Raw genomic sequence first — 25,155 nt, 5'->3', positions numbered from 1 at the left:
CTGCTGTCTTAAAAAGGCTATATCTACTGTCTAACGCGTAACGATGGGTAAATTAAAGGAATAACCGATGGTTTTTAATCAGATTATTGCAAGACTCCCGGCTGATAATTGTGCCGCTGGCCTGACAACAGCATCACTCGGGATACCTGATGCAGACTTAACGCGCAAGCAATTCTGGGATTATCTCAATGCGCTGCTGTCGCTGCGATTGCAGGTTTGTCTGCTCCCTGCGGAACATGATTTTCCTGATGCACACTTTGTCGAGGATACGGCGGTGGTACTGCCGGAGCTGGCGGTGATCACCCATCCTGGCGCGCCAGCGCGGGCCGGAGAAGTGGCTTCCATTCAAAGCGTGCTGGAGGGATTTCGTCCCGTCAGAACCATGAGCGACAACGGAACGCTGGAAGGTGGCGACGTGATGCTTATCGGCAAAGCGTTTTACATTGGGCTAACGACGCGCACCAATGAGGCCGGTATCAGCGAATTTGCCCGTCTTGTTGAACCTTTTGGCTACCACGTCACTGCGGTTGAAGTTGATGAGGGGTTGCACCTGAAGTCGGCCATTAATTATGTCGGCAAAAACACCCTTATCTCGACGGAAAAGTTTGCGCAGCTGGCCCCGTTCGCCCAATACAATCATCTTATTATCCCTGATGATGAGATCTATGCTGGCAATACCCTGCTGGTAAACGGCACATTAATCACGCCTGCCGGTTATCCGGCAACACTGGCACAATTACGCAAACTTGAGATGCCGATTATCGAATTAGACACCAGTGAAATACGGAAAATGGATGGCGGGCTGACGTGTCTCTCGCTGCGTTTCTGACCGGGTTCTGATTGCACAAGGATTCTGTTTCGCAGGGATCAGAATCCCGCTTTTGCCTGGCATCCCGAGTACGCTGGCGAAATCCGCTCTGGCAAAAACATTTTCTTAACATTATAGTTTCGTCACCCGTTCACCCACTGATAACTAAGGAGGATTATTATGCTGCCGTGTGAATTGTTTCTGTTCTCACACCTTTATAGTAATTGGCCGCGCTCAGGCATTACCGGTATCGTGCTGCGATAATCCGCCCTGAGCGAAGTTACTGAAAATCTGAATCCCTTCCCTCCGGCTTACCGGGTTGTCGTCAGCGATGTTTGACGTCAGGCGTTTTTGCGCCTGCAACTTATGAGTAAGCACATGAGCACTTTACTATCCGCACAGGCTGTCGGCTTTGATAATGCCTTCGGCACCCTTTTTCACAACATCACCTTTAGCCTGAAAAAAGGCGACCGCATTGGTCTGCTCGGCGCGAACGGCACCGGCAAAAGCACCCTGCTGAACCTTCTCAGCGGTGAACTGGAGGCCACGCGCGGCACCCTCAGCCAGGCAAACCACTGTTTGCTGGCGAGGATTGAGCAGCATCTGCCGCCGACGTTAATCGCGGCCCCGCTGCTGGATAGCGTGGTGGCGCGGCTGCCCGTGCAACAGCGACTTAGCGAACGCTGGCGCGCAGAAGCGCTGCTCGCCACTCTCGGCTTTCGCCCGGAACAGCAGAGACAAACAGCGGCCACGCTGAGTGGTGGTCAGCATATGCGTTTGCTGCTGGCGCGCGCGCTGATTCTGCAACCTGACCTGTTGTTACTGGATGAACCCAGCAACCATCTCGATTTACCCACGTTGCTGTGGCTGGAAAACTTCCTCAATAGCTGGAGCGGCAGTTTTGTGCTGGTTTCGCACGATAGCACGCTGCTGGATCGCGTCACCCATTCCAGCTGGTTCCTGCGCGACAAAACGTTGCAGTTTATTGACCTGCCCTGCTCCGCAGCACGTCAGGCGCTGGCGGAGCAGGATGAAGCCGATGCCCAGCGTTTTCAGGCTGAACAGAAGGAGATTGATCGGCTGGCGAAAAGCGCGCAACGTCTGGCCATTTGGGGACGCACCTACGACAACGAAGGTTTGTCGCGCAAAGCCCAGCAGATGGAAAAACGTGTGAACTGGCTGAAGGAAGCACAGACCACGCTAACCGACGGCAGCCCCTGGCGCTTACAGCTGCATGGCGAAGCGCTGGATGCCGACCGCGTGCTGGCGCTGCCAGCGATGGCCGTGCGTCCGGCGGCTGACGCAGCGGTGCTGTTTTCGCTGCCGGGTTTCCAGGTGAAAAGCGGCGATCGCATTGCCGTGGCGGGGCGCAACGGCTCCGGCAAATCGTCGCTGTTGCGTCACCTGTGGCAAGCGTATCAGCAGCAAACGCCGGGGTTATTTCATCCCCGCGCGCGGCTCGGTTATTACGATCAAAGCCTGATGCAGCTCGCGGATGATGACACCCTGAGCGATGCATTGTCCCACTTCGCTGCCCTGAGTGATGACCAACGCAAAATGGCGCTGATTGGCGCGGGCTTCCCGTATCAGCGCCACCAGCAACGCATCGGTTCGCTCAGCGGCGGTGAACGTTCGCGCCTGCTGTTTGTCGGGCTGACGCTGGCGCGCTACTCGTTGTTACTGCTGGATGAGCCGACTAACCATCTGGATATGGTGGGTAAAGAGGAGCTGGCCGCCGCGCTGAACCAGTTTGCTGGCGCAGTGCTGCTGGTGACGCACGATCGTTCTCTGATGGCGCAAAGCTGCAATCGTTTCTGGCTGATCGAACAGCAGCAGCTGACGGAATGGCAGGATGTCGCCACCGTGACGGCAAGGCTGAACGAGGAGCTGCCTGCGACGGCGGCCGCACCCGCCTGCGCGCAGACGGCCCCGGTTATCGACGACGACGAAGATGCGCTGCTGACGCTGCTGCTGGATTTGCAGCACAAGCTGGCAGAGGATGTCGCGCGTAAACCGAAGCACCAGAAACCGGCGTTGCAGGCGGAGTGGCGGGCGAAGATTGCGGCGCTGCATGTGCAGCTGGGGTTGATGTAGTCGGGATTGGGTGCACGCTGAGGCCAGGTCGGCATTAATGCCGACCCTACGGTGAGAGCTTTGGGATGGTCGGCATCAATGCCGACCCTACGGTGAGAGCTTTGGGACGGTCGGCATTAATGCCGACCCTACGGTGAGGACTTTGGGATGGTCGGCATCAATGCCGACTCTGCGGGCGCAGCTGGCCTTAAACCAGCAACCCACGGCTGAGCGTCGTCGCAGTTTTCATCAGCTGCGCCGACGGATTCCGTCCAATCAGCACAAACTGATACCCCGCCTGTCGCCACCACACCAGATTCATGCCGTGACGCTTTTCTTCACTCAGCGCGCGCGTGGATTGTCCCTCCTCGCGAGAAATGCACAGCGCCATCGGGCCATAACTCTGATGATTCCAGGCAATCTGGGTAATCAGCGCGTCATCATAGCGCAGCATACGCACGCTTTTCAGATCCGCCTCCGGCAATGCCAGCTGCGTCAGCGTCAGATGCAAATCCAGATCGCGGGCGGTGCGCGCCAGCGCGTGTTGCAGCCTCTGCGGTGAGTTATCGACATCCGCCAGCGTCTCCGGGCTATAGAGCGACATATATTGTGCTTCCAGCTCACGAATCTTCGCGCTTTCATCCAGCTTCGCCTCCGGGCGCACCAGATAACCGATGCCGCTCCCCACCAGCAGAAAACTCAGCGATGCCGCGATCAATGCCCGACGGCTCACCTGTGGAGGCGGCGCCGGTGGTGTCTCCGCCAGCAACCGGGCCAGTTGCTGTTGCATACGCGGTTCCGGTGCCTCATCCAGCATCAGGGCGAACGCCTCGGCAAAGGGTTGATTGCTTTTCATCAGTTCGGCGGTCCGTGCGGACAGCGTCGGACTGCGCTTCAACTCTTTTTCAAACGCCTGAGCATCATCCGCGCGCATTTCGCCATCGAGCCAGGCAACAATCGCGTCATCCAGGTAAGGCGGGCTAAAACGGATCGCAGTCACAAACGTTTCTCCTGTGCCGGGGGCTGGGCGCTCACCGCATTGGCCAGCGTGGAGCGCGCCGCTGCGAGACGACTCATAATGGTGCCCACCGGCACTGCCAGCGTCTCCGCCGCTTCCTGGTAGGTAAAGCCTTCGACATACACCAAAAATACCGCATTGCGCTGCGCTTCCGGCAGTTGCCCGACACGCTGCATCACTTTCTGATACTGCATCCGTTCCTCATTGTGTTGCTGATGATCCGGGGCAATCAGTTCGTCACTCTCGACGAACCCCTGCCCCATGCGTACCCGCTGGGCGCGCAGTTCGTTGATCCACACCGAATGCAGCACGCTAAACAACCAGCGATCAATACGCGTGCCGGGCGTGAACTGCCTGCTGCGCTCCAGCGCCCGCACACAGGTGGATTGCACCAGCTCCTCGGCCACGTCGCGGTTGCGCGAAAGTACCATCGCGTAACGCCACAAGCGCACCAGGTGTGCAGCCAGATGCTGCCGGACTTCAGTGCTGGTGATTTTCACGTCCTCCGTTTAGCACCACCATTCAGGACTCAGGATGGCCTTCAATCGCCGCCTGCAAGTCGCGATACTCTTCGCAGCTCACGCCGCACAGCGATTTAATGATGGTGAGCTGCTGCTTCGCCAGATCCGGGCGACCTTTAATCATCCAGGCTTCCCCCAGATACTCACGGACTTTGGCGTATTTCGGGTCAAGCGCGATGGAGCGCTGATAGTAGCTCATCCCTTCATCGGTACGTCCCAGTTTACGCGTGGCGTAACCACGATAATTCCACGCTTCTTTGGTGTTGGGATTTTTCAGGGTATCCAGCAGATTCAGGGCCGCCTGATACTCGCCTTTCTTCGCCAGATGATAAGCGTAGTTTGTCTTGTCTTCATCGCTCAGCGAGCTGGTTTTATCCGGGACGCAGCTTTTCGATTTGCCATCGTACACCTGGCCTTTCGGACAATCCGGCGTTTTGCTGTCGCTATCATCATCGCCCATCGCCAGCGCCATCGGCGTATGCAGGGCCATCAATAAAGCAGGTAGGACAAACCAGCGAACAGGGTTGATCGTTTTCATCATTTATCCTCACGGAGTGGCATGGAATCACGCAACGGCAGCATACGGCGCAGCACGTTGTCGCGCAGAACGTAGTGATGGAATAACGCCGCCAGCGCGTGGGCGCCGGCCAGGATAATCAAGGCCCAGGCAACGTTGTTGTGTCAGCCCGCCAGGCTTTGGCGCAACGCGGTATCGACCGGAATAAAGGCAGGAATATCAAACAGGCCAAAAAAGCTGAACGGCTCCTGCTGCGACCAGCGAAACAAAAAGCCGAGCGTCACCTGAGTGAATAACAACAGATAGAGCGCACCATGCACCGCATGTGCCAGGATGCGCAGCAGCGGACTATTTTCCGCCGGAGGCATCGCCAGCTGGAGGTTACGCTGGCTGTAGAGGCGCCACAAAGGCCGCACAATCATCACCAGCGCCAGCAAAATACCGAAGGAGATGTGCCAGGCCTGTAGCCCTTTACGTAGCGGCGTACCTCGTTCCAGCTGCTCCCAGATGTGGGCGGAGGCGAACAGAAAAATAACGCTAAAGGCGGTGATCCAGTGCAGCGCCAGGCTTAGCGTATCGTAGCGCTGGCGGAGAGAGGTTTTGGACATGGTGTTTTCCCGAAAAGTAACCTTGATAAGCTGTAAACACCTCAGCCCCGATTTCTATTCGGAAAAATTTTGTTTTTTTTCGCTGCATCACTGCGCCCTGATGCAGGCCGCCACATCAGGCTGATGGCTACAGGCAATATGCTGATTGATCCGCGCCATCATATAGTCAAAAAAGGGATTCGAGCTGGCGCGCATCAGGGTATCCAGCCCGACAGTCAACGAAGAGGTCTCGCCGCGCAGCGAAATGGTGCCGATGCTGATGCCAAACTGGTTCTTTTCGCCCGGCTCCAGGCCATATAACGAATCGGTCAGAGGAAAGGGCACCGCCACATGGGAAAGGGAGTACATGTCCTGCGGCCAGGCAAGATGCAGCGGCTGAACGGATTCACTGATTTGCCCGGCTGGGGTAGTCCGCGCCACGGTGGCGTAAGTTTGTGGCGTCGCGTTGGTGATCACCGTGGTGCCATAGAGGCGCGGCGGCGCAGGCAGCAAGCTGCTGACCGCGGAATAGAGCGCTGGCCGAAACAGCGCCCGCAAATTCGATGCCTGGTTGATGTCGAAAATCACCAGCTGATTGCCGTTGCTTTGCAGATAACGATACAGCGAATTAACCACCGCGCGGGTACTGACCGTCGCATCCATTACCGACTGAAAAGTCAGTACCGGCGGCAGTTCCGCCAGCCGTTTATTACGTGATTCCTGCTGGATTTGCTGCTGAAGCGCCTGCGTCAGGAGCCAGGACTGGCGGGCGGCTTTCACCGGAAAGGAGTTGTATTTGTAGGGGTTAAATTCCGGCACCACGCTCAGCCATGCCGCTTTGGCGAATGCCGGAAGCACCGCAGGCAATCCGGCCAGTCCGGCAAAGCGCGCGAAGTCGGTAACGCCAATCATCGGCGACATCAACACGATTTGCTGAGGCCGACGCAGCGAGGGATCTTCCAGCGCATCCAGCGCGTACTTCATCGCCAGCGCCCCACCGTTTGAATAGCCCACCATATGCAGCGGCACATCAGGCCCCGCGCGCCGGGTCGCTTCACGCACCGCCAGCCGCGCCACGGCCTGCCACTGCTGCCAGTTTACCGTGGTCAGCGCGCCGGGTGCGGTGCCATGTCCGGGCAGACGCGGCACCACCGCGACGAATCCTTTCTGCCGATAGTCTTCCGCCAGGTAGCGCATACTGTAGGGAGAATCCGTCAGGCCATGCAACAACACCGCCGCACCAAGCGGCTTGCCTTGCGGCATCAGCACATAGGAGCGATTCCAGTCTGGCTGAAAGCGGCCGGGATAGACCGGGCTTTGCGCGTAAAAGCGGTTCAGCGATGTTTTTTCATCGTCGCTGAGCTTATCCGTCACGTTGTTTTTCATATCGCGAAAGATCGCATCTTCGCGCGTCAGATAGTCGGCAAAACTCGCCTGATTGATCTCTTTTTCGCTCATTTCATCCGCTGACCAGGTATGCCAGCGATGCAGTGGCGCGCCGCGTTCAGACTGGTAAATACGGCCGATAAAAAAAACAATGATGATAACGACAAGGCCGATAAGAATGCGTTTCGCCAGGGTGGCGGTGAAAAGAAGTGGCAAGGTATGTTCCTCAGGCCAGTCGCAGCATGATGCTAAGTCTGCGAACATTCCTAAGGTTTTGCAAATAAGGGCTTAGGGAATATTTTCCCGTTGTTTGACAGGTATCAGTTTTTTTCCATCAGCTCGCGCACGGTAGAAATAAACTGTGGCCAGTGACGGAAGCGGATGGCGGGCATACTGGCGTGACGATGTGATCTGAGCGCCTCGACGAAGGCCGCAGCCTGGGCAGCGATTTCATTATTGTTTTGCATGACATCAACTCCTGCTAATAAGGAAAAGCGAATGAAGTCGCCAGAGGGCGACTTCGTCCGGCACATCCTTTTGCGACCATGATTATTTGGTCAGTTCCGCCGACAGATATGCACCGTTATCCACGCGTGCGCCGGTGATTTTGTAAGATGCACCTGCCTGTTGGGCCTGTGCGGCAATTTTGGCTTCAGCGCCATCCAGCGTTGAGGCGGAAGCGGTAATGCTTTGTGCGAAGCTGCCGAAAGAAACCAGGGTCAGGGCCGCAACTGCAACGAAAGTTTTGATATATTTCATGGTCATTTCCTCAGAGATTTTTTTAAGTGGTGAGGCGTTCTGCCTCGATGTGAGAAAGAATAGACCTGTTGGCTGCTGAGTAAAAGCTGAGCGTTTTGCTGAAGTAAATCAAAAAATATGAACATTTTTCAGGTGCGGATGATCGGGTGCGGATGATTTGCCTGGTGCGCATTAATGCGCACCCTACGGATTTGTTATCACCGTCTTTTCCGCGCGGATGATTTGCCTGGTGCGCATTAATGCGCGCCCTGTGGATTTGTTATCAACGTTATTTCCGCGCGGATGATTTGCCCCGTAGGGTCGCCATTAATGGCGACCAGCCCGGAATCCGCACTCCACCGTAGCGGCGCGATTTATCGCGCAACGGATTCAGACGCAAAAAAGGCCGCCTTACAGCGACCTCTTCCGGCTCATCCCTGAACGACCATCCGTTATTTATACAATTCTGCGGTCATGTGGACACGGTTATTGGTGTTCGCTTCGGTAATTTTGTACTGATCGCCCTGCTGTGCTGCCTGAGCGGCGATTTTCGCTTCTGCACCGTCCAGGGTTGAAGAGGTGACGGAAATGCTCTGAGCGAAGCTGCCGAATGACATCAGGGAAAGAGCGGCAACAGCGGCGATGGACATAGCTTTGATGGTTTTCATGGTCTTATTCCTTTTTTTTGTCAGGTGAGAAGGTTGTGCGCCTTCGATGAAAGTAATAATAACCATAGTTATCGTTTCATGATTGATAATTAGTGCGATAACTGTGATCAAGCTAATTATCACTTCACTCGCCGCTTCGCTCCCGCCAGAAAAATATCCACTGCCTCTCTCGCCTGTCGGCGCAAGGCACAGCCGCTGACTGGCTGCTGCGCGTCAGGCAAACGCAACGCCTGCGAATAGTTGAGCAGCGCCAGCAGCCGCTGCGCCAGCAAATGCGGATCGGCCTGCCGCAGCTCACACCGCATCATCGCCCGGTCGAGCGCCTGCGTCAGTTGCTCCAGCGTCTGACGCCAGCCCACCTCATAAAACATCCCACCGATATGGCTGTGAACCGCATGGGTAATCACCAGGCGATAAACATTCAGCACCTCATGGGCGCTCTCCTGTGTTCGAAGCAGGCATAAAGCAAAATGCATCAGTCGGCTGCGCAAAGGTCGTCGCGGGGTTTCATCCAGCGCCGCGACCGCCACGCTGAGATGCCTGGCAACATGCTGAAAAAACACCGCACTCAGCAGCGCATCGATATCCGGGAAAAGCTGGTGAAGACGCGACTCAGCGCAACCCAGCCGGGCGGCCAGCAGGGGAAAGGAGAGATCCCCGTTCATTTGTAATAATTCGCCGGTTCGAAGAATGATCCCTTCGCGGCTAAGGTCCGACAACGCGTTCATGCCCTTCCCTCCTGTAAATGATACCGGCCAAAAACATTTTGCTAACAGCCGCAGAATAACATTGCAAAACTACACCGTACAGTTATAAAGTTCCGCCACACCGTTCCCATATGCTGTTTGTACCGTGCTGGGATCCGCTTTTTCACCAGCGAGATCGCACTCTGGCACCGGCAACTTGTTATTTTAATTAAGGATATTTAAACGATGATCACGCCACGCGCTTCCCGAGCCATTCTGCTTACGCTGTCTGTTCTTCTGGCTGGTTGTGCCAGCAATCCCCCCGTACGCTACGCCGGGATTGATTCCGCAACCAAAATGACGCCCAACAGCGGGGACGATGCCGACCGCATTCCCTTCCAATACGCGACACCTGTGGACTGGTCCAAATATCGCAACATCATCATCGAACCGGTGAAGATTTATCAGGGCGGCGATGGTCAGTTTGGCGATATGACGCAATCCGACCGCCAGAAACTGGCCAGTTACATGCAGGATAAATTTACTGAGACGTTACGCCCTCGCTTCAGCGAGGCAACCGCCGCCGCTCCGGATACGCTGCGTCTTAAGCTGACGCTGACCGGCGCTGACACCACCACTCAGGTCGTCGGCACCGTCACCAAATTCGATTTGGCCGGTGGTCCTTACAACATCGTGCAATCTATACGTGGCGGTCAGGGAATGTTTAGCGGCGATGTGAACTATGTCGTTGAGATTTACGATGCGTCCAGCAACAACCTGCTGCACGCCTATGTGGCGAAGCAGTATCCGAACGCAATGAATGTTTCCGCCTCCATTGGATCGCTCAGCGCGGCGGAAGTGGGGATTGATAAGGGCGCGGAACAACTGGCCGATCTGTTGAAATAACTGCCCGCAACTGACGGCTGCCTGACGACAGGCAGCCGCACAGAACGGATTAACGCAGAGGAGTGGCCTGCGCGCCGAGCAGGAAAAGACGTACGCCACCGCTGACCATTTTCTCAATCTGGCTATGGCTATAACGCGGCAATTCACGTTGCAGTAAAACCACATCAATTTCAGCTTTTACCAGCGCGGTGAACTGCTGGGCGCGCAGCATCGGATCGGCCTCGGCCAGCTCGCCCTGCGCCATCGCCTCAGCCATGACCTGCGCCAGCTTCTCCATGCTTTCGCGAATGCCTGATTCCATGAACAGCTTGCCGATGTCGGAATGCCCGGCCTCTCCCACCACCACGCGATAGATCTGCATCGCCTGATTGTCGCCGCTCAGCACCTTCAGCATCCCTTCACCAAACTGCACCAGCTTTTGTTCGAGGCTTAAGGACGCACTCCCGGTGTCGCGCAGTTGCGTGGCGGCATCGGTGAGAAATCGCGTGCTGTAGGTGCGCACCACGGTCTCAAACAACTCTTCTTTCGAAGAAAAGTAGTTGTACAGGGTGGCTTTGGAGCCGCCGACCAGTCTGGCGACTTCATTCATAGAAGTGCGTTCATAACCCATCTCCTGGAATAAGTGGGAAGCCGCGTCTATGATGGCCTGACGCCGCTCATCTGTCAGAGTTCTCATTCATTTACCTCGGATGGCACTGCGTGGTGCGCTAAGAAATTTATCTGAATGCGGGATCGTCTCGTTACCAAACCGTTCAGTTTATTAATCCGCATTATGCCATATCTTTCAGGGACGGTGAAACGTCGCCTCACCGGCCATAGCCGCATTGCCCGGACAACGCCGCCGCCGCATTGCGGATTTTTTCGCCAAGGGTATCAATCAACCCGGCCTGCGCTTCGCTGCTCAGGAAGCTGGTAGCGATCCCGGCGATTGCCTTTCCCGCATGATCGTAAATCGCCGCGCCGACGCAGGTCATTGCTGCGTTAATCTGGCCGTTATCAATCGAAAAATGTCGCTCGCGGATTGTCGCCAGCTCCTGCCGCAGTGCGGTCAGATCGCGCACGCTGCCGGGCGTCATCGGCGCAGGAAATTCCGCTGCAAACAGCGCCGTCACCTCTTCATCCGCCAGGGTGGAAAGCAGCATCTTGCCGGTGGCGGTAAAGGGCGCGGGCAGACGCATCCCAATTCGGAAGGTATGACCCAGGGGTTTTTCTGAATTTCGGCAGCTGATGTAGACCACCTCGTCGCGGTCGAGCACAGTCAGCGTGATGGTATAGCCCGCAAGCGCGGTATCGCTGGCAAAATAGGCGCGGAACAGGGAAACGATATCCATCTGGGACAAAAAGCCTTCGGCCCAGCGCATCAGATGTGGCCCGAGGCGAAAGGTACCTTCCGCGCTTCTGACCAGCAATCCCAGCTCCGTCAATACGTTAAGCTGCCCATGCGCGGTGCTTTTCGGCAGGCCAAGCTGACGGGTGATCTCCGCGGCGGAAAGCATTCCGCCCGCCTCGGCAACTAAATCGAGAATAGTTACCGCCCGGCGTAAGGCGGGAACGGAGTCGATACTTTTGAGCGTTTGATCGCTTTTTATACCTGAAGTCCCTGACATACTGCGCCCTCATCCTTAGTTCATTATACAGATCTTAGTTCAACATATTGAACTATCGCTATGGGGGAGTAAATGATCCAACTCAAAAATTCAGCGCTTCTGCGCGATCAGTGTCTGATTAATGGTGAATGGGTAAGCGCCCGCAATGGTGATGTCATTGCCGTTGATAATCCCGCCACCGGAAAAATTATCGCCAGCGTACCCTCCCTTTCCGCCGGGGATGCAGCCAACAGCATCCAGGCGGCACAAACCGCGTTTCACAGCTGGAGCAAAATGGCGGCTAAAGATCGCACCGCCCTGCTGCGTCGCTGGTTTGATCTTATCGTAGCAAATGCTGATGACCTCGCCGCTTTGATGACGGCGGAACAGGGCAAGCCGCTGGCGGAAGCCAAAGGGGAAGCGTTATATGCCGCCTCCTTTGTCGAATGGTTTGCCGAGGAAGCGAAACGTGTTTACGGCGAGACCATCCCGGCGCCTGGCGCCAGCAAACGGATTATCGTGCTTAAGCAGCCGATCGGCGTCTGTGCCGCGATCACGCCGTGGAACTTCCCGGCGGCGATGATCACCCGCAAAGCCGCGCCCGCCCTCGCGGCTGGCTGCACCATGATCGTGAAACCCGCTGAGCAAACCCCGCTGACCGCGCTGGCGCTGGCGGTCCTGGCTGAGCAGGCCGGTATCCCGGCCGGTGTTTTTCAGGTGATCACCGGCGATGCCCGCGAGATCGGCGCTGTTCTTACCCAAAGCGACAAAGTGAGGAAACTTTCCTTCACCGGTTCGACGGAGGTTGGCCGGATTCTGATGGCGCAATCCGCTGCCACCATCAAAAAACTCTCGCTGGAACTGGGTGGCAACGCGCCCTTTATCGTTTTTGACGATGCCGATCTCGATGCGGCGGTTGAAGGGGCGCTCGCCTCCAAATACCGCAATGCCGGGCAGACCTGCGTGTGTTCGAACCGTATTTACGTGCAGTCCGGCGTTTATGAGCAGTTTGTGCAGAAGTTTGCCGCCAGGGTTGCCGCGCTGAAGGTTGGCGAAGGACATCAGGCTGATGTGATGATCGGGCCGCTGATTGATAGCAGCGCGGTCAGCAAGGTTGAGGACCATATTGCCGACGCGCTGGCAAAAGGGGCCACCCTGATTACCGGCGGTAAGCCACACGCCCTCGGCGGCACCTTTTTTGAACCGACGGTCTTAACCGGCGCCACGCAGCAGATGAAGATTGCGCGCGAAGAAACGTTTGGTCCGGTTGCCCCGCTGTTCCGCTTCGACACCGAAGAGGAAGCGATCGCCATGGCTAACGACACCGAATTCGGTCTCGCGGCCTACTTTTACACCGAAAATGTTCGCCGTACCTGGCGGGTCGCCGAAGCGCTCGAATACGGTATGGTCGGCCACAACAGCGGCCTGATATCCAACGAAGTCGCCCCTTTTGGCGGCGTAAAACAATCCGGCCTTGGCCGGGAAGGTTCTCATTACGGCATTGATGAATATCTCGAAATCAAATACCTGTGCTCCGAAATCGCCTGAAGGAGGTGCTATGACAATCAATCCATTCGAGTTCCGAACTGTACCCGCCATTGAGATGAAATGGGGAGGCGCTCAGCAGCTGGGCGCCAGCGTCGCGGCGCGTTTCCCCCAGCGCAAGGCGCTGCTGATTACCGACGCCGGGCTGGTGAAAGCGGGCCTGATTGCGCCGATTGTGGAGGATCTGATCACCGCCGGTTTTACCGTCACGGTGTTCGACAAAGTGGTGGCGGATCCGCCGGAACATATTGTTCAAACCTGCGTGAGCGCGGCGAAGCAGGCCGGCGCTGACATCGTGATCGGTCTTGGCGGCGGTTCATCGCTGGATATCGCCAAGATTGCGGCGGTGATGGCAGAAGGCTCCCAGCCGCTGGCTGAGATGTACGGTATCGGCAAAGTGACAGGGGGCCGTCTGCCGCTGGTGCTGATCCCGACCACCGCGGGCACCGGTTCAGAAGTGACCAATATCGCCATCATCACCACCGGTGAAACCACCAAGATGGGGGTAGTCGCGCCACAACTGTACGCGGATTTCGTGTTGCTCGACGCGGAGCTGACCCTCGGGCTGCCGCAGATCCACACTGCCGCCACCGGTATCGATGCCATGGTTCATGCCATCGAAGCCTATACCAGCAAGCACAAGAAAAATCCGCTGTCCGATGCGCTGGCGCGTGAAGCGTTGCGGCTGCTGGGCGCCAACCTGATTACCGCCTGCCAGGACGGCAGCAACCGTGCGGCACGCGAAGGTATGCTGCTTGGCGCAACGCTGGCAGGTCAGGCATTCGCCAACTCGCCGGTGGCCGCCGTTCATGCGCTCGCCTACCCGCTTGGCGGTCATTATCACGTCGCCCACGGCCTTTCCAATGCGCTGATGCTCGGCCCGGTACTGCGCTATAACGCCAGCGCCGCCGCACCGTTGTATGCGGAACTGGCCGATGTGCTGGGCGTGCCAGGCAATGGCGATGCCGACGCGCGTTCCACCGCGTTTGTCGCGCATATGCTGAATCTGATGGAGCAGAGCGGCGCGCCACGGCGGCTGCGTGATGTTGGCGTCACCGAGGAGAGTCTGCCGCGGCTGGCAGCTGATGCCATGTTGCAAACGCGTTTACTCACCAATAATCCGGTAGAGGTTCAGGAGCAGGACGCCCTGAATCTCTATCGGGAAGCATTCTGAAGTTCTACCCCTAAAACAATAATTGTACCCACGACTATCCAGAGGAATGCCCCGAATGAACGATATACGTCTCTATATGCTGCAATCCGGTACCCTGAAATGTAAGGTGCACAACATCAAGATGAACCAGGGCGCTGGCGCGGACTATGAAATTCCCGTGCCCTTCTTTCTGATCACCCATCCTGATGGGCATACCATTATTGATGGCGGCAACGCCATTGAAGTGGCAACCGATCCTCAGGGATATTGGGGAGGGATTTGTGATGTTTACTGGCCGGTGCTTGGCGAAGATCAGGGATGTGTCGATCAGGTGAAAGCGCTCGGTATCGATCCGGCGGATGTGAAATATGTGGTGCAGTCGCATCTGCATCTCGACCATACCGGGGCTATCGGCCGTTTCCCGAACGCGAAACATATCGTGCAACGCGCCGAGTATGAATACGCCTTTACCCCGGACTGGTTCGCCGCGGGCGGCTATATCCGCAAGGATTTCGATCGTCCGGGCCTTAACTGGCAATTCCTCAACGGCACCGACGATGATTTCTATGACATCTACGGCGACGGCACCTTAACCACCATTTTCTCCCCCGGCCACGCACCCGGCCATCAATCCTTCCTGGTCCGTCTGCCGAACAGCAAACCGCTGCTGCTGACTATCGATGCCGCCTACACGGTGGATCACTGGGAACAAAAAGCCCTGCCGGGCTTCCTGGCTTCGGCGGTTGATTCGGTTCGTTCGGTACAGAAACTGCGGGCGGTGGCGGAACGCGCTGATGCGATTGTGGTAACCGGCCACGACCCGGATGCCTGGGCAGGATTCAAAAAGGCGCCGGAATATTACGCCTGATAAAAGCCAGCCCCGGCGGGTTATGCCGTCCGGGGCTGACGGTTTACTGGTTATCCGCCAGCAGGCTAAACAGGCTCTGGAAAGCGCGAGCCGCCACTTCCGGATGATACTGGAACATATCGGGGGTATTGGCATCCGGATCGGTGAATGAATGCGCCGCATCGGCATAACTGATCAGCTGCCAGTCTGTCCCGGACAGCGCCATCTCAGCGACGAAATCCGTCAGCTGCTGCACCGGAACCACCGGATCTTTCGCGCCATGCAATACCAGCAACGGGCAGGTGATCGTCGCGTTGTACAGGCCGCTGGTGTCGAGGTTACCGTGGAATGAGACGGCCGCACGGATATCCGCACCGCTGCGCGCCAGTTCAAGCACGTTGTGACCGCCAAAGCAGAAACCAGCCGCAGCAATTTTCTGGCTGCTCAGTTTTGCCTGTTGTTGCGTCAGCAACGCCTCAAGCGCCGCCCGCAGGCGGGTCACTTCTTCCGGTTTGTTTCTGATTTCACCCATATAGGCTGCCGCCTGATCGGCGTTTTCCGGGCGTTTGCCCGCGCCATACAGATCGGCGACCAGCACCACATAACCGTGGCTGGCGATAAGCTGCGCCTGACGCACCGCTGATGCCGAAACGCCCATCCAGTTAGGTGCCATCAGCAGGCCTGGCAGCGGTGTTGCGATATCCGCATCATAAACCAGCGTGCCGGAAAACACGGTGTTGCCTGCGCTGTATTGCAGCTGTTCAGTCTTAAAGTTACTCATTTATTATCCTGGGAAAAAGGGTTAAGGCCGATGGTTACTCAGCGAAAGGTCTTTCAGCATTAACCCGTATTATCAAATAATAATCAACCAGTTAGCGATAGGTGCTGGCGAGCAAAATGTTACATGAATTGTCATTAGGTGGTTTGTTAAACCCTGCGCTGATATCCGGTGTATCTTGTAAAACCTCTATCAGGAAGGAATCGTAAATATCATGACCGATCTGAATGTTGATAATTTGCCAGCGACACTGCGCACGCTAAAAAGCCGCCCATTAATGACGTTACGACTGGATGTGCAGGGGCCAGCGGATCTGGGCAGCACGCCGGGAGCCAACCGCAAGGTGGGGGTGATCACCGGAGGCAGTTTCACGGGCGATCGCCTGCGCGGAGAAGTGCTGGCCGGAGGCAGTGACTGGCAGACGGTACGCACCGACGGGGCCTGGACTATTGATGCACGGATTGTGCTGAGAACCGATGATGGGGTGCTGATTGGCATGTCGTATTGCGGCATCCGCGCCGGTGCTGCCGATATTCTGGCAAAACTGCCGACAGGTGGGGTCGACCCGGCGGATTATTATTTTCGCGTCACGCCGCTGTTCGAAACGTCAGCAGAGAAGTATGACTGGATGAATCGTATCGTGACTGTCGGCATCGGCCACCGTTTCCCGGATGGGCCTTTGTACAGTTTCTTCGAAATTCTGTGATGGTGACGTAGTCGGTGCGCATCAATGCGCACCCTACGGATTTGCTGTGAACGTTATTTGCGTGCGGGTGGTTTGCCCGGTGCGCATTAATGGCGACCTGGCCGATAACCGCACCCTACAGATTTGTTATCAACGTTATTTCCGCGCGATGATTTGCACGGTGCGCATCAATGCGCACCCTACGGATTTGCTGTGAACGTTATTTGCGTGCGGATGATTTGCCCGGTGCGCATAAATGCGCACCCTACAGATTTGTTATCAACGTTATTTGCGTGCGGGTGGTTTGCCCCGTAGGGTCGCCATTAATGGCGACCTGGCCGAAAATCGCTCCCCAGGCCCGCCAATGATGGCAACCAGCCTTAAAACCGCACTCCACCGTAGCGGCGCGATTTATCGCGCAAAAGGTTCAGATGCGAAAAAGGCCGCCTTGCGGCGACCTCTTCCGGCACATCCCTGTACGACCATCCGTTATTTATACAGTTCTGCGGTCATGTGAACACGGTTGTTGGTGTTCGCTTCGGTAATTTTGTACTGATCGCCCTGCTGTGCTGCCTGAGCGGCGATTTTCGCTTCCGCACCGTCCAGAGTTGAAGAGGTCACAGAGATGCTCTGCGCGAAGCTGCCAAATGACATCAGTGAAAGAGCGGCAACAGCGGCGATAGACATAGCTTTGATAGTTTTCATGGTCTTAATCCTTTGGTTTGTATGGTTAGAAGGTTGTGCGCCTTCGATGAAAGTAATAATAACCATAGTTATCGTTTCTTAATTGATAATTAGTGCGATAACTGTGATCATGCTAATTATTACTTCATTTAGTCAGTTCAGCCGACAGGTAAGCGCCGTTATCTACGCGTGCGCCGGTGATTTTGTAAGATGCACCCGCCTGTTTGGCCTGCGCCGCGATTTTGGCTTCGGCGCCGTCCAGCGTTGAGGCGGAAGCGGTGATGCTTTGTGCGAAGCTGCCGAAAGAAACCAGGGTCAGGGCTGCAACTGCAACGAAAGTTTTGATAGATTTCATGGTCATTTCCTCAGAGATTTTTTTAAGTGGTGAGGCTTTTTGCCTCGATGTGAGAAAGAATAGACCTGTCGGCGGATGAGTAAAAGCTGAGCGTTTTGCTGAAGTACATCAAAAAATCTGAACGTGATTTAATGCGGGTGATTTGCCTGGTGCGCATTAATGCGCACCCTACAGATTTGTTATCAACGTTATTTCCGCGCGGATGATTTGCCTGGTGCGCATTAATGCGCACCCTACGGATTTGTTATCAACGTTACTTGCGTGCGGTGGTTTGCCCGGTGCGCATCAATGCGCGCCCTGCGGATTTGTTATCAACGTTATTTCCGCGCGGATGATTTGCCCCGTAGGGTCGCCATTAATGGCGACCTGGCCGAAATCCGCACCCCAGGCTCGCCATTCATGGCGACCGGCCCGAAATCCGCACCACACCGTAGCGGCGCGATTTATCGCGCAACGGATTCAGACGCAAAAAAGGCCGCCCTGCGGCGACCTTTCCGATACATCTTCAATCCCTGACCGTTATTTATACAGCTCGGCGGTCATATGAACACGGTTGTTGGTGTTCGCTTCGGTAATTTTGTACTGTGCGCCCTGCTGTGCTGCCTGAGCGGCGATTTTCGCTTCCGCACCGTCCAGCGTTGAAGAGGTGACGGAGATGCTCTGAGCGAAGCTACCGAATGACATCAGGGAAAGAGCGGCAACAGCGGCGATGGACATAGCTTTAATGGTTTTCATGGTCTTAATCCTTTGGTTTGTCAGGTGAGAAGGCTGTGCGCCTTCGATGGAAGTAATAATAACTACAGTTATCGTTTCGTGATTGATAATTAGTGCGATAACTGTGATCAGGCTAATTATACCTCCCATTTTTAAATCAGGGGGGCTGAGTTATGAAGTCAGTTCAGCCGCCAGCACCACCCTGCCTCGCCTGTCAGCGGGCAGACGCCAAAAGGGTCTGCCCGTCGTCTGGATTAATGACCGGTCAGCGCAACATCGAGGGTTTTCAGCACCTGATGCAGCTGAGCCGCGTCCACCTGGCCCGGTGCAGACGCCGTTCCCAACATACCAAAGGTTAAATCGTCGCCGAACACTTCCCCGGAAAGCCGGGAAATCGCGCCCATGCCACCCATCGACATGGTAAGCAGCGGTTTGCGGGAATATTTATTGCGGATCTGCGCGGTCGCATCGATCAGTTTCACCACATCGCCGGAATCATGCGGCATCACCGCAATTTTCAGGATATCGGCGCCCATGCTGTCCTGCTTACGCAGACGGGCAACGATTTCGCGGGTGGCTGGGGTGTTGTGGAAGTCATGGCTGGACATCACCACTTTAATACCTGCCTGATGTGCGGCATTCACTACCTGATGGATAACCGCCGGATCGCGGAACATTTCAACATCAAGAATATCGATAAAGTGATCGTTGATCAGTGCCAGATATAAGCGGCCATAGTCTTTATCGCTGATGGCTTTCGCTCCGCCCTCGGACTGGGTGCGGAAAGTCAGGATCAACGGTTTCCCCTGCACATCTGCGGCAATTTGTTTACCCAACGCGCCGACTTTGTCGGCATCGGTGGCAAAATCCAGGTAATCAATACGGTATTCAATTAAATCGGCATCCGGATTAGCGCCGATGGTTTTTGCCTGCGTCAGCACCTGGTCAGCGGTGGTGCCGGTGGTCGGGATGATCACTTTGGGCATCCCTTCGCCAATCGCGGTCTGGCGGATAATAATCGGTTGCGCATGGCGTACGCTAACGGCGGCAGCGGGGGCGCTGGTGGCGGCTGATGCAATGGTCACGCCGTGCATACCCATCAGCAGTGCAATCACGGCTACGCTTTTTTTCAAATTCATCATGCTATTCCTGTTTACGCTGTAGACACACCTGACTGGATGAGTCCAGAACCAATGCTGTCTCTTACCGGTCGGGTTATTTTTTTATAATTGCGGGTGAATGCCGTCAGGTAATGGTGCGTCTTTGCTGCCCAGGAATATTTACTGTGTGAAGGTAGGCTTGCTCAGTGGCGAGGTCGCGCCGTCGTCGGTGGTCGCGGTCGAGGTGACATTCGCCACCTGCAAATCTGCGGCTACCGGGGTTTGATAGTGGATCGTGCCGATACCCTGAGCGTTAATCGCCACCATCTCATAGCCGAGGAAATGTTCGGCTTCATCCATGCCTGGCTTACTGTTGGAGAAGAACTCAATACGATAGGACGTATTGGCTTCGCCGCTGACTTTGCCGTCAATCGTTACCCGATCCTGGCTATGGGTCACGCGGGTCAGCGCCGGGGCGTGCTGATCTTTATTCGGTGTGGCTTCACAACCCGCCACCTTGCCATCAATGGCGCAGATTTTTTCCAGTTTGCTGGTGTCGTTACTGATACCGCCGCCACGATTGCCGATAAATGCCGCATGTTCCAGTCCCGGCACGTTAAAGACAATGGCACCGGCATAGCCAGGCAGGCAGCTGCCACCGGCAAAGCAGCGATTAACGGATTTGCCGTTATCCACCATGATATTTTCGGTGATGCGGTTAATCGCCGGTCCGGTAATACGGTTAATACCGAAACTGCCATCTTTACCCGGTTCTCCCTGCGGACGCACTGAAACCGCCACGCGGTTACCGGTCATAATATTGCCCGCAACCACATTATCGGTGCCGCTGAGCGTGACAGCCGATGAGAGATTATTAAAGGTATTGTCGGCGATATAATTGCGGTTGCCCCAGTTCAGCTGTACCCCATCCGAATAGTTTTCAAAGTGGTTGTGAATCACTTCATTGTCGTTGCCCCATAACATTTCCAGACCTTGCGACGGTTCCTTATTCAGGCTGTCGGTAGTGACAAAGTTATCCGCAATCAGGTTAAAAGATGCGCCACGGGTGGCTTCCATCCCATCACCATTATTAATAAAGATATTACGGATAATTTTATTACGTTCCGTGGTGGTGGCCGTGGAGTTTCCTTTGCCGTCATCGCCGGTCAGCATAATTCCTGCGCCGCCGTGGTTGCCGACAATGCGGTTATCTTCTATCACGTTATCTTTGGCACGGTTAATCAGAATGCCGATACAGAAATTACGTACCTCTACCCCTTGCAGGGTCACGTCATGGGTATCACGCAGTACCAGGCCGGGCATAGTGGTGGTACGAACATTCGCGCCATACTGGCCGTTGACTGCACCCGGACAGGATTGCGGATCGGTGCCTTTAATATAGCCAGAACCATCGATGGCGGCATATTTACCATCATGCAAAAAATCGGTGTTAATAATGGCTACCGGACCCTTAATTTCCGGCAGAGGCTTGGTGGGTTTGATAATTAATAACTGGCTGGTGGTGGAGTGCAATTCAATTCGATAGTGACCGGGATTCTGGTTATTCTTTTCCAGTGCCCAGCGCAGTGTGCCACTGCTGCCATCATCGGCGGGAGAAGTCACCCGTAATACTTCCGGGCGTTGTTGGGTTGAATTTTCTGCGGCGTATGTTGCGAATGGCAATAGCAACGCCATTGCGAAGGAAATTTTATTTCTTATCATGATAAATCCTGATCTTACGTAGATTACCGGAAATTTAAGCCACCTATTTCCGGCTCCTGGATTAATTCTTTCTAAATTCCGTTACGCGTGATAGTTATTTTTATTTCGGTTGATTCGGCTCACCCCCTTAAAAGAAATGGGTCCATAAAGATGATATCGGCATTGCCAGTACCAACGCTGGCAGCATATTCGCCACCGGGAAGATTTTAATGCCGCAAATACGGAAGCCGGTGGCGAACATTAAGACGCCACCCACCGCCGAGAAATCTGCCTGCATCGCTGGAGTGGTCAGGGGCAGAATAAATACCGCACCGTAGGCCAGCAGCAACTGGATAATCAGCTGCGGAACGGCTACCACCGCCACCGCAAAGCCGAGAGAAGTGGCAAAAATCGCCGAGGTAAACAGATCCAGGAAGGATTTCGCGATCAATACGCTGGTGTCCCCGGTCATGCCCTCATGCATTGATCCAAAAATCCCGGTTCCGCTGGCGCAGAACAGCACAATAATCGCCACATAACTCTGGAGAAATTGCTGCTGCGAGGCCTCATCGGCCTCACCCGAACTGACGAACATCTCCACCAGGCCACGGGCTTTGCTGCCCAGTTTCCCGATGCCCTTTTCGAGGTAACACATCTCGCCGAGCAGCGCGCCGAGGATCACCGACAACACCATCACCGGCATATGGCTGACTTTGACCACCAGCACAATCCCCATACACATTGAAGCGGCGCCAAAGATCAGCGGCATGGAGGTTCTGATGCGCTCAGGCAAGCGCGAGCTGAGTAGCGCTCCCACAATACCGCCGATCAACACGGCAGAGCCGTTGATATAGGGTCCAATAATCACGATTCTTTACTCCTGGTCATTAGCGTCACGTCCTCGCCCCAGCGCGGCAAATCCGCACAATCGAGATCCATCAACCCGAGAGCGCGTCCCACGCTGTGCGCAATAATCTCTTCCACACTTTGCGGCCTGGCATACAAGGCAGGTACCGGCGGGAAAACAATCCCGCCAGCTTCGGTCACCTGTTGCATATTGCGAATATGCCCCAGGTGGAGCGGGGTTTCCCGCACCATCAATACCAGCCTGCGGCGCTCTTTCAGCACCACATCCGCCGCTCGCGTCAGCAGATTGTCGGTCAGGCCATTGGCGATAGCCGCCAGGGTATGCATCGAACAGGGCGCCACCAGCATCCCGAGTGTGCGGAAGGAACCGCTGGCAATCGCCGATCCTACGGCGCGGATGGGATAAACCACATCAGCCAGCTCCGCCACATCCTCTTCGCTGAGGTTGGTTTCATGTTCCCGATTCAGATGCCCGGCCGGGGAGATCACCAGATGGCTCTCCACCTCCAGCTGACGTAAATAGCGCAACGCCTGTACGCCATAGGAAAAACCAGACGCACCGCTGATCCCAACAATCACGCGTGGCTTCGCTGCTGTTCGCATTACAAACCCTGACATGCTGCTTCCTTATTTCTTGTTAAAACCTGGGATAAAGCGATTCACATCCACTTCGAGGAACTCGCTGCGCTGGAAATTGGCTTTCAGGTGATAAGGCACGGTGCAGTCAAAGATGGCTTTGCAGGCAATACCGTGGTCACGGACTGACGGGCTGTAGGCCGGATCCGAAGAGGGATCGAGCGGATGGCAGCGTACGCCAGGGATAAATATCGTATCGACATCGCCCTGGTAACGGGTGGTCATCGCCCAGACAACGTCGTTGATATCAAACACGTCCACGTCTTCGTCCACCAGCATTACGTGTTTCAGCTCCGAGAAGGCGGAGAATGCCAGCAGAGCTGCCTGACGCTGACGTCCTTCGTCGGCCGGGGTGCGTTTTTTCACCTGCAACACCGCCAGATATTTACCCGTACCCGGACTCGGGCAGTGCACGGTCTGCACAAAACCAGGCAACGCGCGTTCCACCATTTGCAGAATGCTGGCTTCAGTAGGAATACCGGCCATATTGGTGTGTTCATCGCTTGGTCCGATACAGGTTTGCAGAATCGGGCTACGACGATGGGTAATGGCTTTGACTTTGATCACTGGCACCTGAGCCTGAGCCGCACCGGTATAACCAGGGAATTCAGGCATCGCTTTGCCGGAATTGGTGTTCTGATCTTCACGAACGCGTACGCCTGGCAGCAGCTCGCCTTCAATCACGACTTCCGCATTGGCAATCGCCCGTGCTTTAACGGTAATACATTCGCTTAACTCAACCGCCTGGTTACGCAGGCTGCCCGCAATCGACAGCTCATCAAAGCCCAGCGGGGTTGTTGGCGGCTCAAAGCACGCACCGATTTCAATCGCCGGGTCAACGCCGATACTGATGGAGATAGGCAGCGGTTTGCCTGCGGCTTCTGCTTTCTGACGGAAGGTGTCGAGGTGACGGCCCGGCACGAAATACATCGAGATTTCGTCCTTGCTCTGCACGCACAGACGGTGGATGGTGACGTCGTGTTCACCGGTTTCCGGGTCAGCGGCATAACACATACCGAGGGTAAAATAAGGGCCGGCATCTTCCGGGGTGTTGGTCGGCGCAGGCAGGATTTTCAGGATATCGAAGTCCGGATCGCTGGCCAGATGAACCACTTCCTGACACACCGCTTTTTCACGCGGCACAACGATGGGTGCGATCGGATTCGCCACGGAATCCTTCAGCATAAACGCCAGATTTTCCGGCGTGGTGCCAAACAGGCGCGCTACACGTTTACGTGAGGACAGCAGGCCGATAAGCACACGCATATCGTTATAGCCTTTGATTTTGTTGAAAATCATTGCCGGGCCGATTTGCGTAGGACGTTTAACCGTGCCGTGCGCACCGACATAACGGTACACGCCGGATAACTCCGCGATGGGGTTAACGGGTTCATCGGTATAGATCAGCTCATCATCGTACTGGCTTAACACTTCCAGTGCGGAACGCAAATCGGTGACTTTCGTTTGCTTTTCAGACATATCAATGTCCCTCTTCTTCATTGTAATCGGTGATGCATCAGCACAGACGGCGCTGGCACACTTGGGAACAACAGGAATAAATTCAGTGACATAAAATCAATATCTCCCGTTGCTGCCCTCACAGTTTTAGAGGATCGGTGATAAGAGTCCAATAATAATACCCGTCGTTTTGATAAGAAGTTATTATCAGCAAAACCAGGGAGGAACGGATGGATTATCGACATTTACACGCCTTTGTGGTGCTGGCCGAAGAGCTGCATTTTGGCAAGGCGGCGCTGCGGCTGAACATCGCCCAGCCGGCATTGAGCCAGTACATCAAAGCGCTGGAAAAGGCCTTAGAAATTACGCTGTTCACCCGCGACAGACGGCACGTCGCGCTCACCTATGAAGGGCAGCAGTTGGTTGAGGAAGCGCGCAGCGCCTTCAGCCATTACGACAAATTTCGTGAGAATGCGCGCAGTTTGCGGCTGGGATATCGCGGACAGATCAAGCTCGGGTACGTGGGTTCATCGATTCTCGATCCGGCTCTGTCGCTGTTAATTAATGGTTACCGTAAGCGTAAACCGGACATTGATATCGTGATTGAAGAACGCAATGTTCACGAACAACTTACACTTTTGTTAAATAATCAGATAGATATCGCGCTGGTTCGTTCACCGGTGCCACGGGATGATCAACTTTTTTATCTCGATCTCGCCACGCGTCCGCTTATCGCGGTGCTGCCGCGCAGCCATCCGCTGGCGTCGCAGCAGCGCATTTCCCTGGCGCAACTCGCCAGCGAGCCATTTTTTATGCAGGAAGATCCGCCAGGCGTGGGACTTGGCTGGTCAGCGCTGCACGCCTGTCAGCAGGCGGGATTTGTGCCGCAGAAAATTCAGCTGACCCGCGATGTCTCGGTGGCGATTGGTCTGGTCTCTATGGGGATGGGTGTCACGCTGGTGCCGGAAACGCAGCGTTCCATGATGGTGCCGGACGTTGACTACTGCTTTTTACAGGATCAAAACGCGACGTCAACCCTGACAATGAGCTGGCAACGGCATATGAAAAACAAAGCCTTACACGATTTTATCCAGTTTGCGCATGAGCTGACGCAATCGCGATAAAGCCTGTCGCAGGG

The 25,155-nt window shown here is 55.4% G+C and carries 29 protein-coding genes and 1 pseudogene; 9 read left to right on the top strand and 21 right to left on the bottom strand.

What is annotated here, in order from left to right; all coding sequences use genetic code 11:
- Positions 1 to 67 precede the first annotated feature (67 nt).
- Complete coding sequence (locus AC6I8V_RS20870) at positions 68 to 829, top strand: dimethylarginine dimethylaminohydrolase family protein (protein WP_497846379.1); 762 nt, start codon at positions 68 to 70, stop codon at positions 827 to 829.
- Between the two features lie 213 nt (positions 830 to 1,042).
- Here the strand turns inward: AC6I8V_RS20870 and AC6I8V_RS20865 are convergent, their stop codons facing one another.
- Positions 1,043 to 1,186, bottom strand: a complete 144-nt coding sequence (locus AC6I8V_RS20865; protein ID WP_497846378.1) for a hypothetical protein — start codon at positions 1,184 to 1,186, stop codon at positions 1,043 to 1,045.
- On the opposite strand from AC6I8V_RS20865, the gene AC6I8V_RS20860 reads away from it, so the two are divergent.
- Positions 1,187 to 2,902, top strand: coding sequence for an ATP-binding cassette domain-containing protein (locus AC6I8V_RS20860; protein ID WP_497846376.1), 1,716 nt, complete (start codon positions 1,187 to 1,189; stop codon positions 2,900 to 2,902).
- Positions 2,903 to 3,089: 187 nt separating this feature from the next.
- Here the strand turns inward: AC6I8V_RS20860 and AC6I8V_RS20855 are convergent, their stop codons facing one another.
- The 9 genes and pseudogenes from AC6I8V_RS20855 to AC6I8V_RS20815 all read right to left on the bottom strand — a co-directional run bounded on the left by AC6I8V_RS20855 (position 3,090) and on the right by AC6I8V_RS20815 (position 9,044).
- Positions 3,090 to 3,881 carry an anti-sigma factor family protein gene (locus tag AC6I8V_RS20855; protein ID WP_497846375.1) on the bottom strand — a complete coding sequence of 264 codons (792 nt, stop codon included), beginning with the start codon at positions 3,879 to 3,881 and terminating at the stop codon, positions 3,090 to 3,092.
- Positions 3,878 to 4,399 (bottom strand): sigma-70 family RNA polymerase sigma factor, encoded by a 522-nt coding sequence (locus tag AC6I8V_RS20850; RefSeq protein WP_497846373.1) that lies wholly within the window; start codon positions 4,397 to 4,399, stop codon positions 3,878 to 3,880. Before AC6I8V_RS20850 ends, AC6I8V_RS20855 begins: the two co-directional genes overlap by 4 nt.
- A gap of 22 nt (positions 4,400 to 4,421) precedes the next feature.
- Positions 4,422 to 4,958: a tetratricopeptide repeat protein gene (locus AC6I8V_RS20845; protein WP_497846577.1), complete on the bottom strand. Its 537-nt coding sequence runs from the start codon at positions 4,956 to 4,958 to the stop codon at positions 4,422 to 4,424.
- A pseudogene (locus tag AC6I8V_RS20840) lies at positions 4,958 to 5,545 on the bottom strand (cytochrome b). The gene AC6I8V_RS20845 and the pseudogene AC6I8V_RS20840 overlap by 1 nt, the downstream one beginning before the upstream one ends.
- Positions 5,546 to 5,632: 87 nt before the next feature.
- A complete protein-coding gene (locus AC6I8V_RS20835; RefSeq protein ID WP_497846371.1) occupies positions 5,633 to 7,126 on the bottom strand; it encodes an alpha/beta hydrolase in 1,494 nt (497 codons plus the stop codon).
- 104 nt (positions 7,127 to 7,230) lie between these two features.
- Positions 7,231 to 7,377: a hypothetical protein gene (locus AC6I8V_RS20830; RefSeq protein ID WP_497846369.1), complete on the bottom strand. Its 147-nt coding sequence runs from the start codon at positions 7,375 to 7,377 to the stop codon at positions 7,231 to 7,233.
- 82 nt (positions 7,378 to 7,459) lie between these two features.
- Complete coding sequence (locus AC6I8V_RS20825; protein WP_497846368.1) at positions 7,460 to 7,669, bottom strand: DUF1471 domain-containing protein; 210 nt, start codon at positions 7,667 to 7,669, stop codon at positions 7,460 to 7,462.
- Between the two features lie 431 nt (positions 7,670 to 8,100).
- A complete protein-coding gene (locus tag AC6I8V_RS20820) occupies positions 8,101 to 8,316 on the bottom strand; it encodes a YdgH/BhsA/McbA-like domain containing protein (RefSeq protein WP_497846136.1) in 216 nt (71 codons plus the stop codon).
- Positions 8,317 to 8,435: 119 nt separating this feature from the next.
- On the bottom strand, positions 8,436 to 9,044 hold the full coding sequence (locus AC6I8V_RS20815) for a TetR/AcrR family transcriptional regulator C-terminal domain-containing protein (RefSeq protein ID WP_497846367.1): 609 nt from the start codon (positions 9,042 to 9,044) through the stop codon (positions 8,436 to 8,438).
- 204 nt (positions 9,045 to 9,248) lie between these two features.
- Here AC6I8V_RS20815 and AC6I8V_RS20810 point away from each other — a divergent pair, with 204 nt between their 5' ends.
- Positions 9,249 to 9,908 (top strand): DUF3313 domain-containing protein, encoded by a 660-nt coding sequence (locus tag AC6I8V_RS20810; RefSeq protein ID WP_497846366.1) that lies wholly within the window; start codon positions 9,249 to 9,251, stop codon positions 9,906 to 9,908.
- Between the two features lie 49 nt (positions 9,909 to 9,957).
- Here the strand turns inward: AC6I8V_RS20810 and AC6I8V_RS20805 are convergent, their stop codons facing one another.
- Both AC6I8V_RS20805 and AC6I8V_RS20800 read right to left on the bottom strand, forming a co-directional pair.
- The gene (locus AC6I8V_RS20805; protein ID WP_497846365.1) at positions 9,958 to 10,584 is read right to left on the bottom strand and encodes a TetR/AcrR family transcriptional regulator; all 627 of its coding nucleotides are present in this window, start codon (positions 10,582 to 10,584) and stop codon (positions 9,958 to 9,960) included.
- 130 nt (positions 10,585 to 10,714) lie between these two features.
- Positions 10,715 to 11,515 (bottom strand): IclR family transcriptional regulator, encoded by an 801-nt coding sequence (locus AC6I8V_RS20800; RefSeq protein WP_497846364.1) that lies wholly within the window; start codon positions 11,513 to 11,515, stop codon positions 10,715 to 10,717.
- A 72-nt stretch (positions 11,516 to 11,587) separates the two neighbouring features.
- Here AC6I8V_RS20800 and AC6I8V_RS20795 point away from each other — a divergent pair, with 72 nt between their 5' ends.
- From AC6I8V_RS20795 to attM, 3 genes are read left to right on the top strand one after another with little or no spacing between them, the layout of a single operon-like run.
- On the top strand, positions 11,588 to 13,042 hold the full coding sequence (locus tag AC6I8V_RS20795) for an NAD-dependent succinate-semialdehyde dehydrogenase (protein WP_497846363.1): 1,455 nt from the start codon (positions 11,588 to 11,590) through the stop codon (positions 13,040 to 13,042).
- 10 nt (positions 13,043 to 13,052) lie between these two features.
- Positions 13,053 to 14,213 carry an iron-containing alcohol dehydrogenase gene (locus AC6I8V_RS20790; protein ID WP_497846362.1) on the top strand — a complete coding sequence of 387 codons (1,161 nt, stop codon included), beginning with the start codon at positions 13,053 to 13,055 and terminating at the stop codon, positions 14,211 to 14,213.
- Between the two features lie 55 nt (positions 14,214 to 14,268).
- Complete coding sequence (attM, locus tag AC6I8V_RS20785) at positions 14,269 to 15,060, top strand: AttM family quorum-quenching N-acyl homoserine lactonase (RefSeq protein ID WP_497846361.1); 792 nt, start codon at positions 14,269 to 14,271, stop codon at positions 15,058 to 15,060.
- Between the two features lie 43 nt (positions 15,061 to 15,103).
- Here attM and AC6I8V_RS20780 read toward each other — a convergent pair whose 3' ends face one another.
- Positions 15,104 to 15,820, bottom strand: a complete 717-nt coding sequence (locus AC6I8V_RS20780) for a dienelactone hydrolase family protein (RefSeq protein ID WP_497846360.1) — start codon at positions 15,818 to 15,820, stop codon at positions 15,104 to 15,106.
- Between the two features lie 211 nt (positions 15,821 to 16,031).
- Between AC6I8V_RS20780 and AC6I8V_RS20775 the strand changes: the two genes are divergently transcribed.
- Together AC6I8V_RS20775 and AC6I8V_RS20770 are read left to right on the top strand one after the other, a co-directional pair.
- Positions 16,032 to 16,523 (top strand): DUF3237 domain-containing protein, encoded by a 492-nt coding sequence (locus AC6I8V_RS20775; RefSeq protein ID WP_497846359.1) that lies wholly within the window; start codon positions 16,032 to 16,034, stop codon positions 16,521 to 16,523.
- Positions 16,524 to 16,569: 46 nt separating this feature from the next.
- The gene (locus AC6I8V_RS20770; RefSeq protein ID WP_497846358.1) at positions 16,570 to 16,719 is read left to right on the top strand and encodes a hypothetical protein; all 150 of its coding nucleotides are present in this window, start codon (positions 16,570 to 16,572) and stop codon (positions 16,717 to 16,719) included.
- 272 nt (positions 16,720 to 16,991) lie between these two features.
- On the opposite strand, the gene AC6I8V_RS20765 is transcribed toward AC6I8V_RS20770, so the two are convergent.
- From AC6I8V_RS20765 to AC6I8V_RS20730, 8 genes are all read right to left on the bottom strand, one after another.
- Positions 16,992 to 17,207: a YdgH/BhsA/McbA-like domain containing protein gene (locus tag AC6I8V_RS20765; RefSeq protein WP_497846136.1), complete on the bottom strand. Its 216-nt coding sequence runs from the start codon at positions 17,205 to 17,207 to the stop codon at positions 16,992 to 16,994.
- A gap of 124 nt (positions 17,208 to 17,331) precedes the next feature.
- Positions 17,332 to 17,541 carry a DUF1471 domain-containing protein gene (locus AC6I8V_RS20760; RefSeq protein ID WP_497846357.1) on the bottom strand — a complete coding sequence of 70 codons (210 nt, stop codon included), beginning with the start codon at positions 17,539 to 17,541 and terminating at the stop codon, positions 17,332 to 17,334.
- A 519-nt stretch (positions 17,542 to 18,060) separates the two neighbouring features.
- Positions 18,061 to 18,276, bottom strand: a complete 216-nt coding sequence (locus AC6I8V_RS20755; protein ID WP_084878987.1) for a YdgH/BhsA/McbA-like domain containing protein — start codon at positions 18,274 to 18,276, stop codon at positions 18,061 to 18,063.
- A gap of 233 nt (positions 18,277 to 18,509) precedes the next feature.
- On the bottom strand, positions 18,510 to 19,397 hold the full coding sequence (gene aroD / locus AC6I8V_RS20750; RefSeq protein WP_497846356.1) for a type I 3-dehydroquinate dehydratase: 888 nt from the start codon (positions 19,395 to 19,397) through the stop codon (positions 18,510 to 18,512).
- 138 nt (positions 19,398 to 19,535) lie between these two features.
- Complete coding sequence (locus AC6I8V_RS20745) at positions 19,536 to 21,077, bottom strand: right-handed parallel beta-helix repeat-containing protein (protein WP_497846355.1); 1,542 nt, start codon at positions 21,075 to 21,077, stop codon at positions 19,536 to 19,538.
- A 127-nt stretch (positions 21,078 to 21,204) separates the two neighbouring features.
- Complete coding sequence (locus AC6I8V_RS20740; RefSeq protein WP_497846354.1) at positions 21,205 to 21,924, bottom strand: DUF554 domain-containing protein; 720 nt, start codon at positions 21,922 to 21,924, stop codon at positions 21,205 to 21,207.
- Positions 21,921 to 22,541: a UbiX family flavin prenyltransferase gene (locus AC6I8V_RS20735; RefSeq protein ID WP_497846352.1), complete on the bottom strand. Its 621-nt coding sequence runs from the start codon at positions 22,539 to 22,541 to the stop codon at positions 21,921 to 21,923. Before AC6I8V_RS20735 ends, AC6I8V_RS20740 begins: the two co-directional genes overlap by 4 nt.
- 9 nt (positions 22,542 to 22,550) lie before the next feature.
- Complete coding sequence (locus AC6I8V_RS20730; protein WP_497846351.1) at positions 22,551 to 24,038, bottom strand: UbiD family decarboxylase; 1,488 nt, start codon at positions 24,036 to 24,038, stop codon at positions 22,551 to 22,553.
- A 209-nt stretch (positions 24,039 to 24,247) separates the two neighbouring features.
- Here AC6I8V_RS20730 and AC6I8V_RS20725 point away from each other — a divergent pair, with 209 nt between their 5' ends.
- Positions 24,248 to 25,141 carry a LysR family transcriptional regulator gene (locus AC6I8V_RS20725; RefSeq protein WP_497846350.1) on the top strand — a complete coding sequence of 298 codons (894 nt, stop codon included), beginning with the start codon at positions 24,248 to 24,250 and terminating at the stop codon, positions 25,139 to 25,141.
- Positions 25,142 to 25,155 lie beyond the last annotated feature (14 nt).

This window comes from Pantoea sp. X-Soil-TKNS-1207 (assembly GCF_059730485.1).
This window is presented reverse-complemented; position numbering and strand designations above follow the sequence as displayed.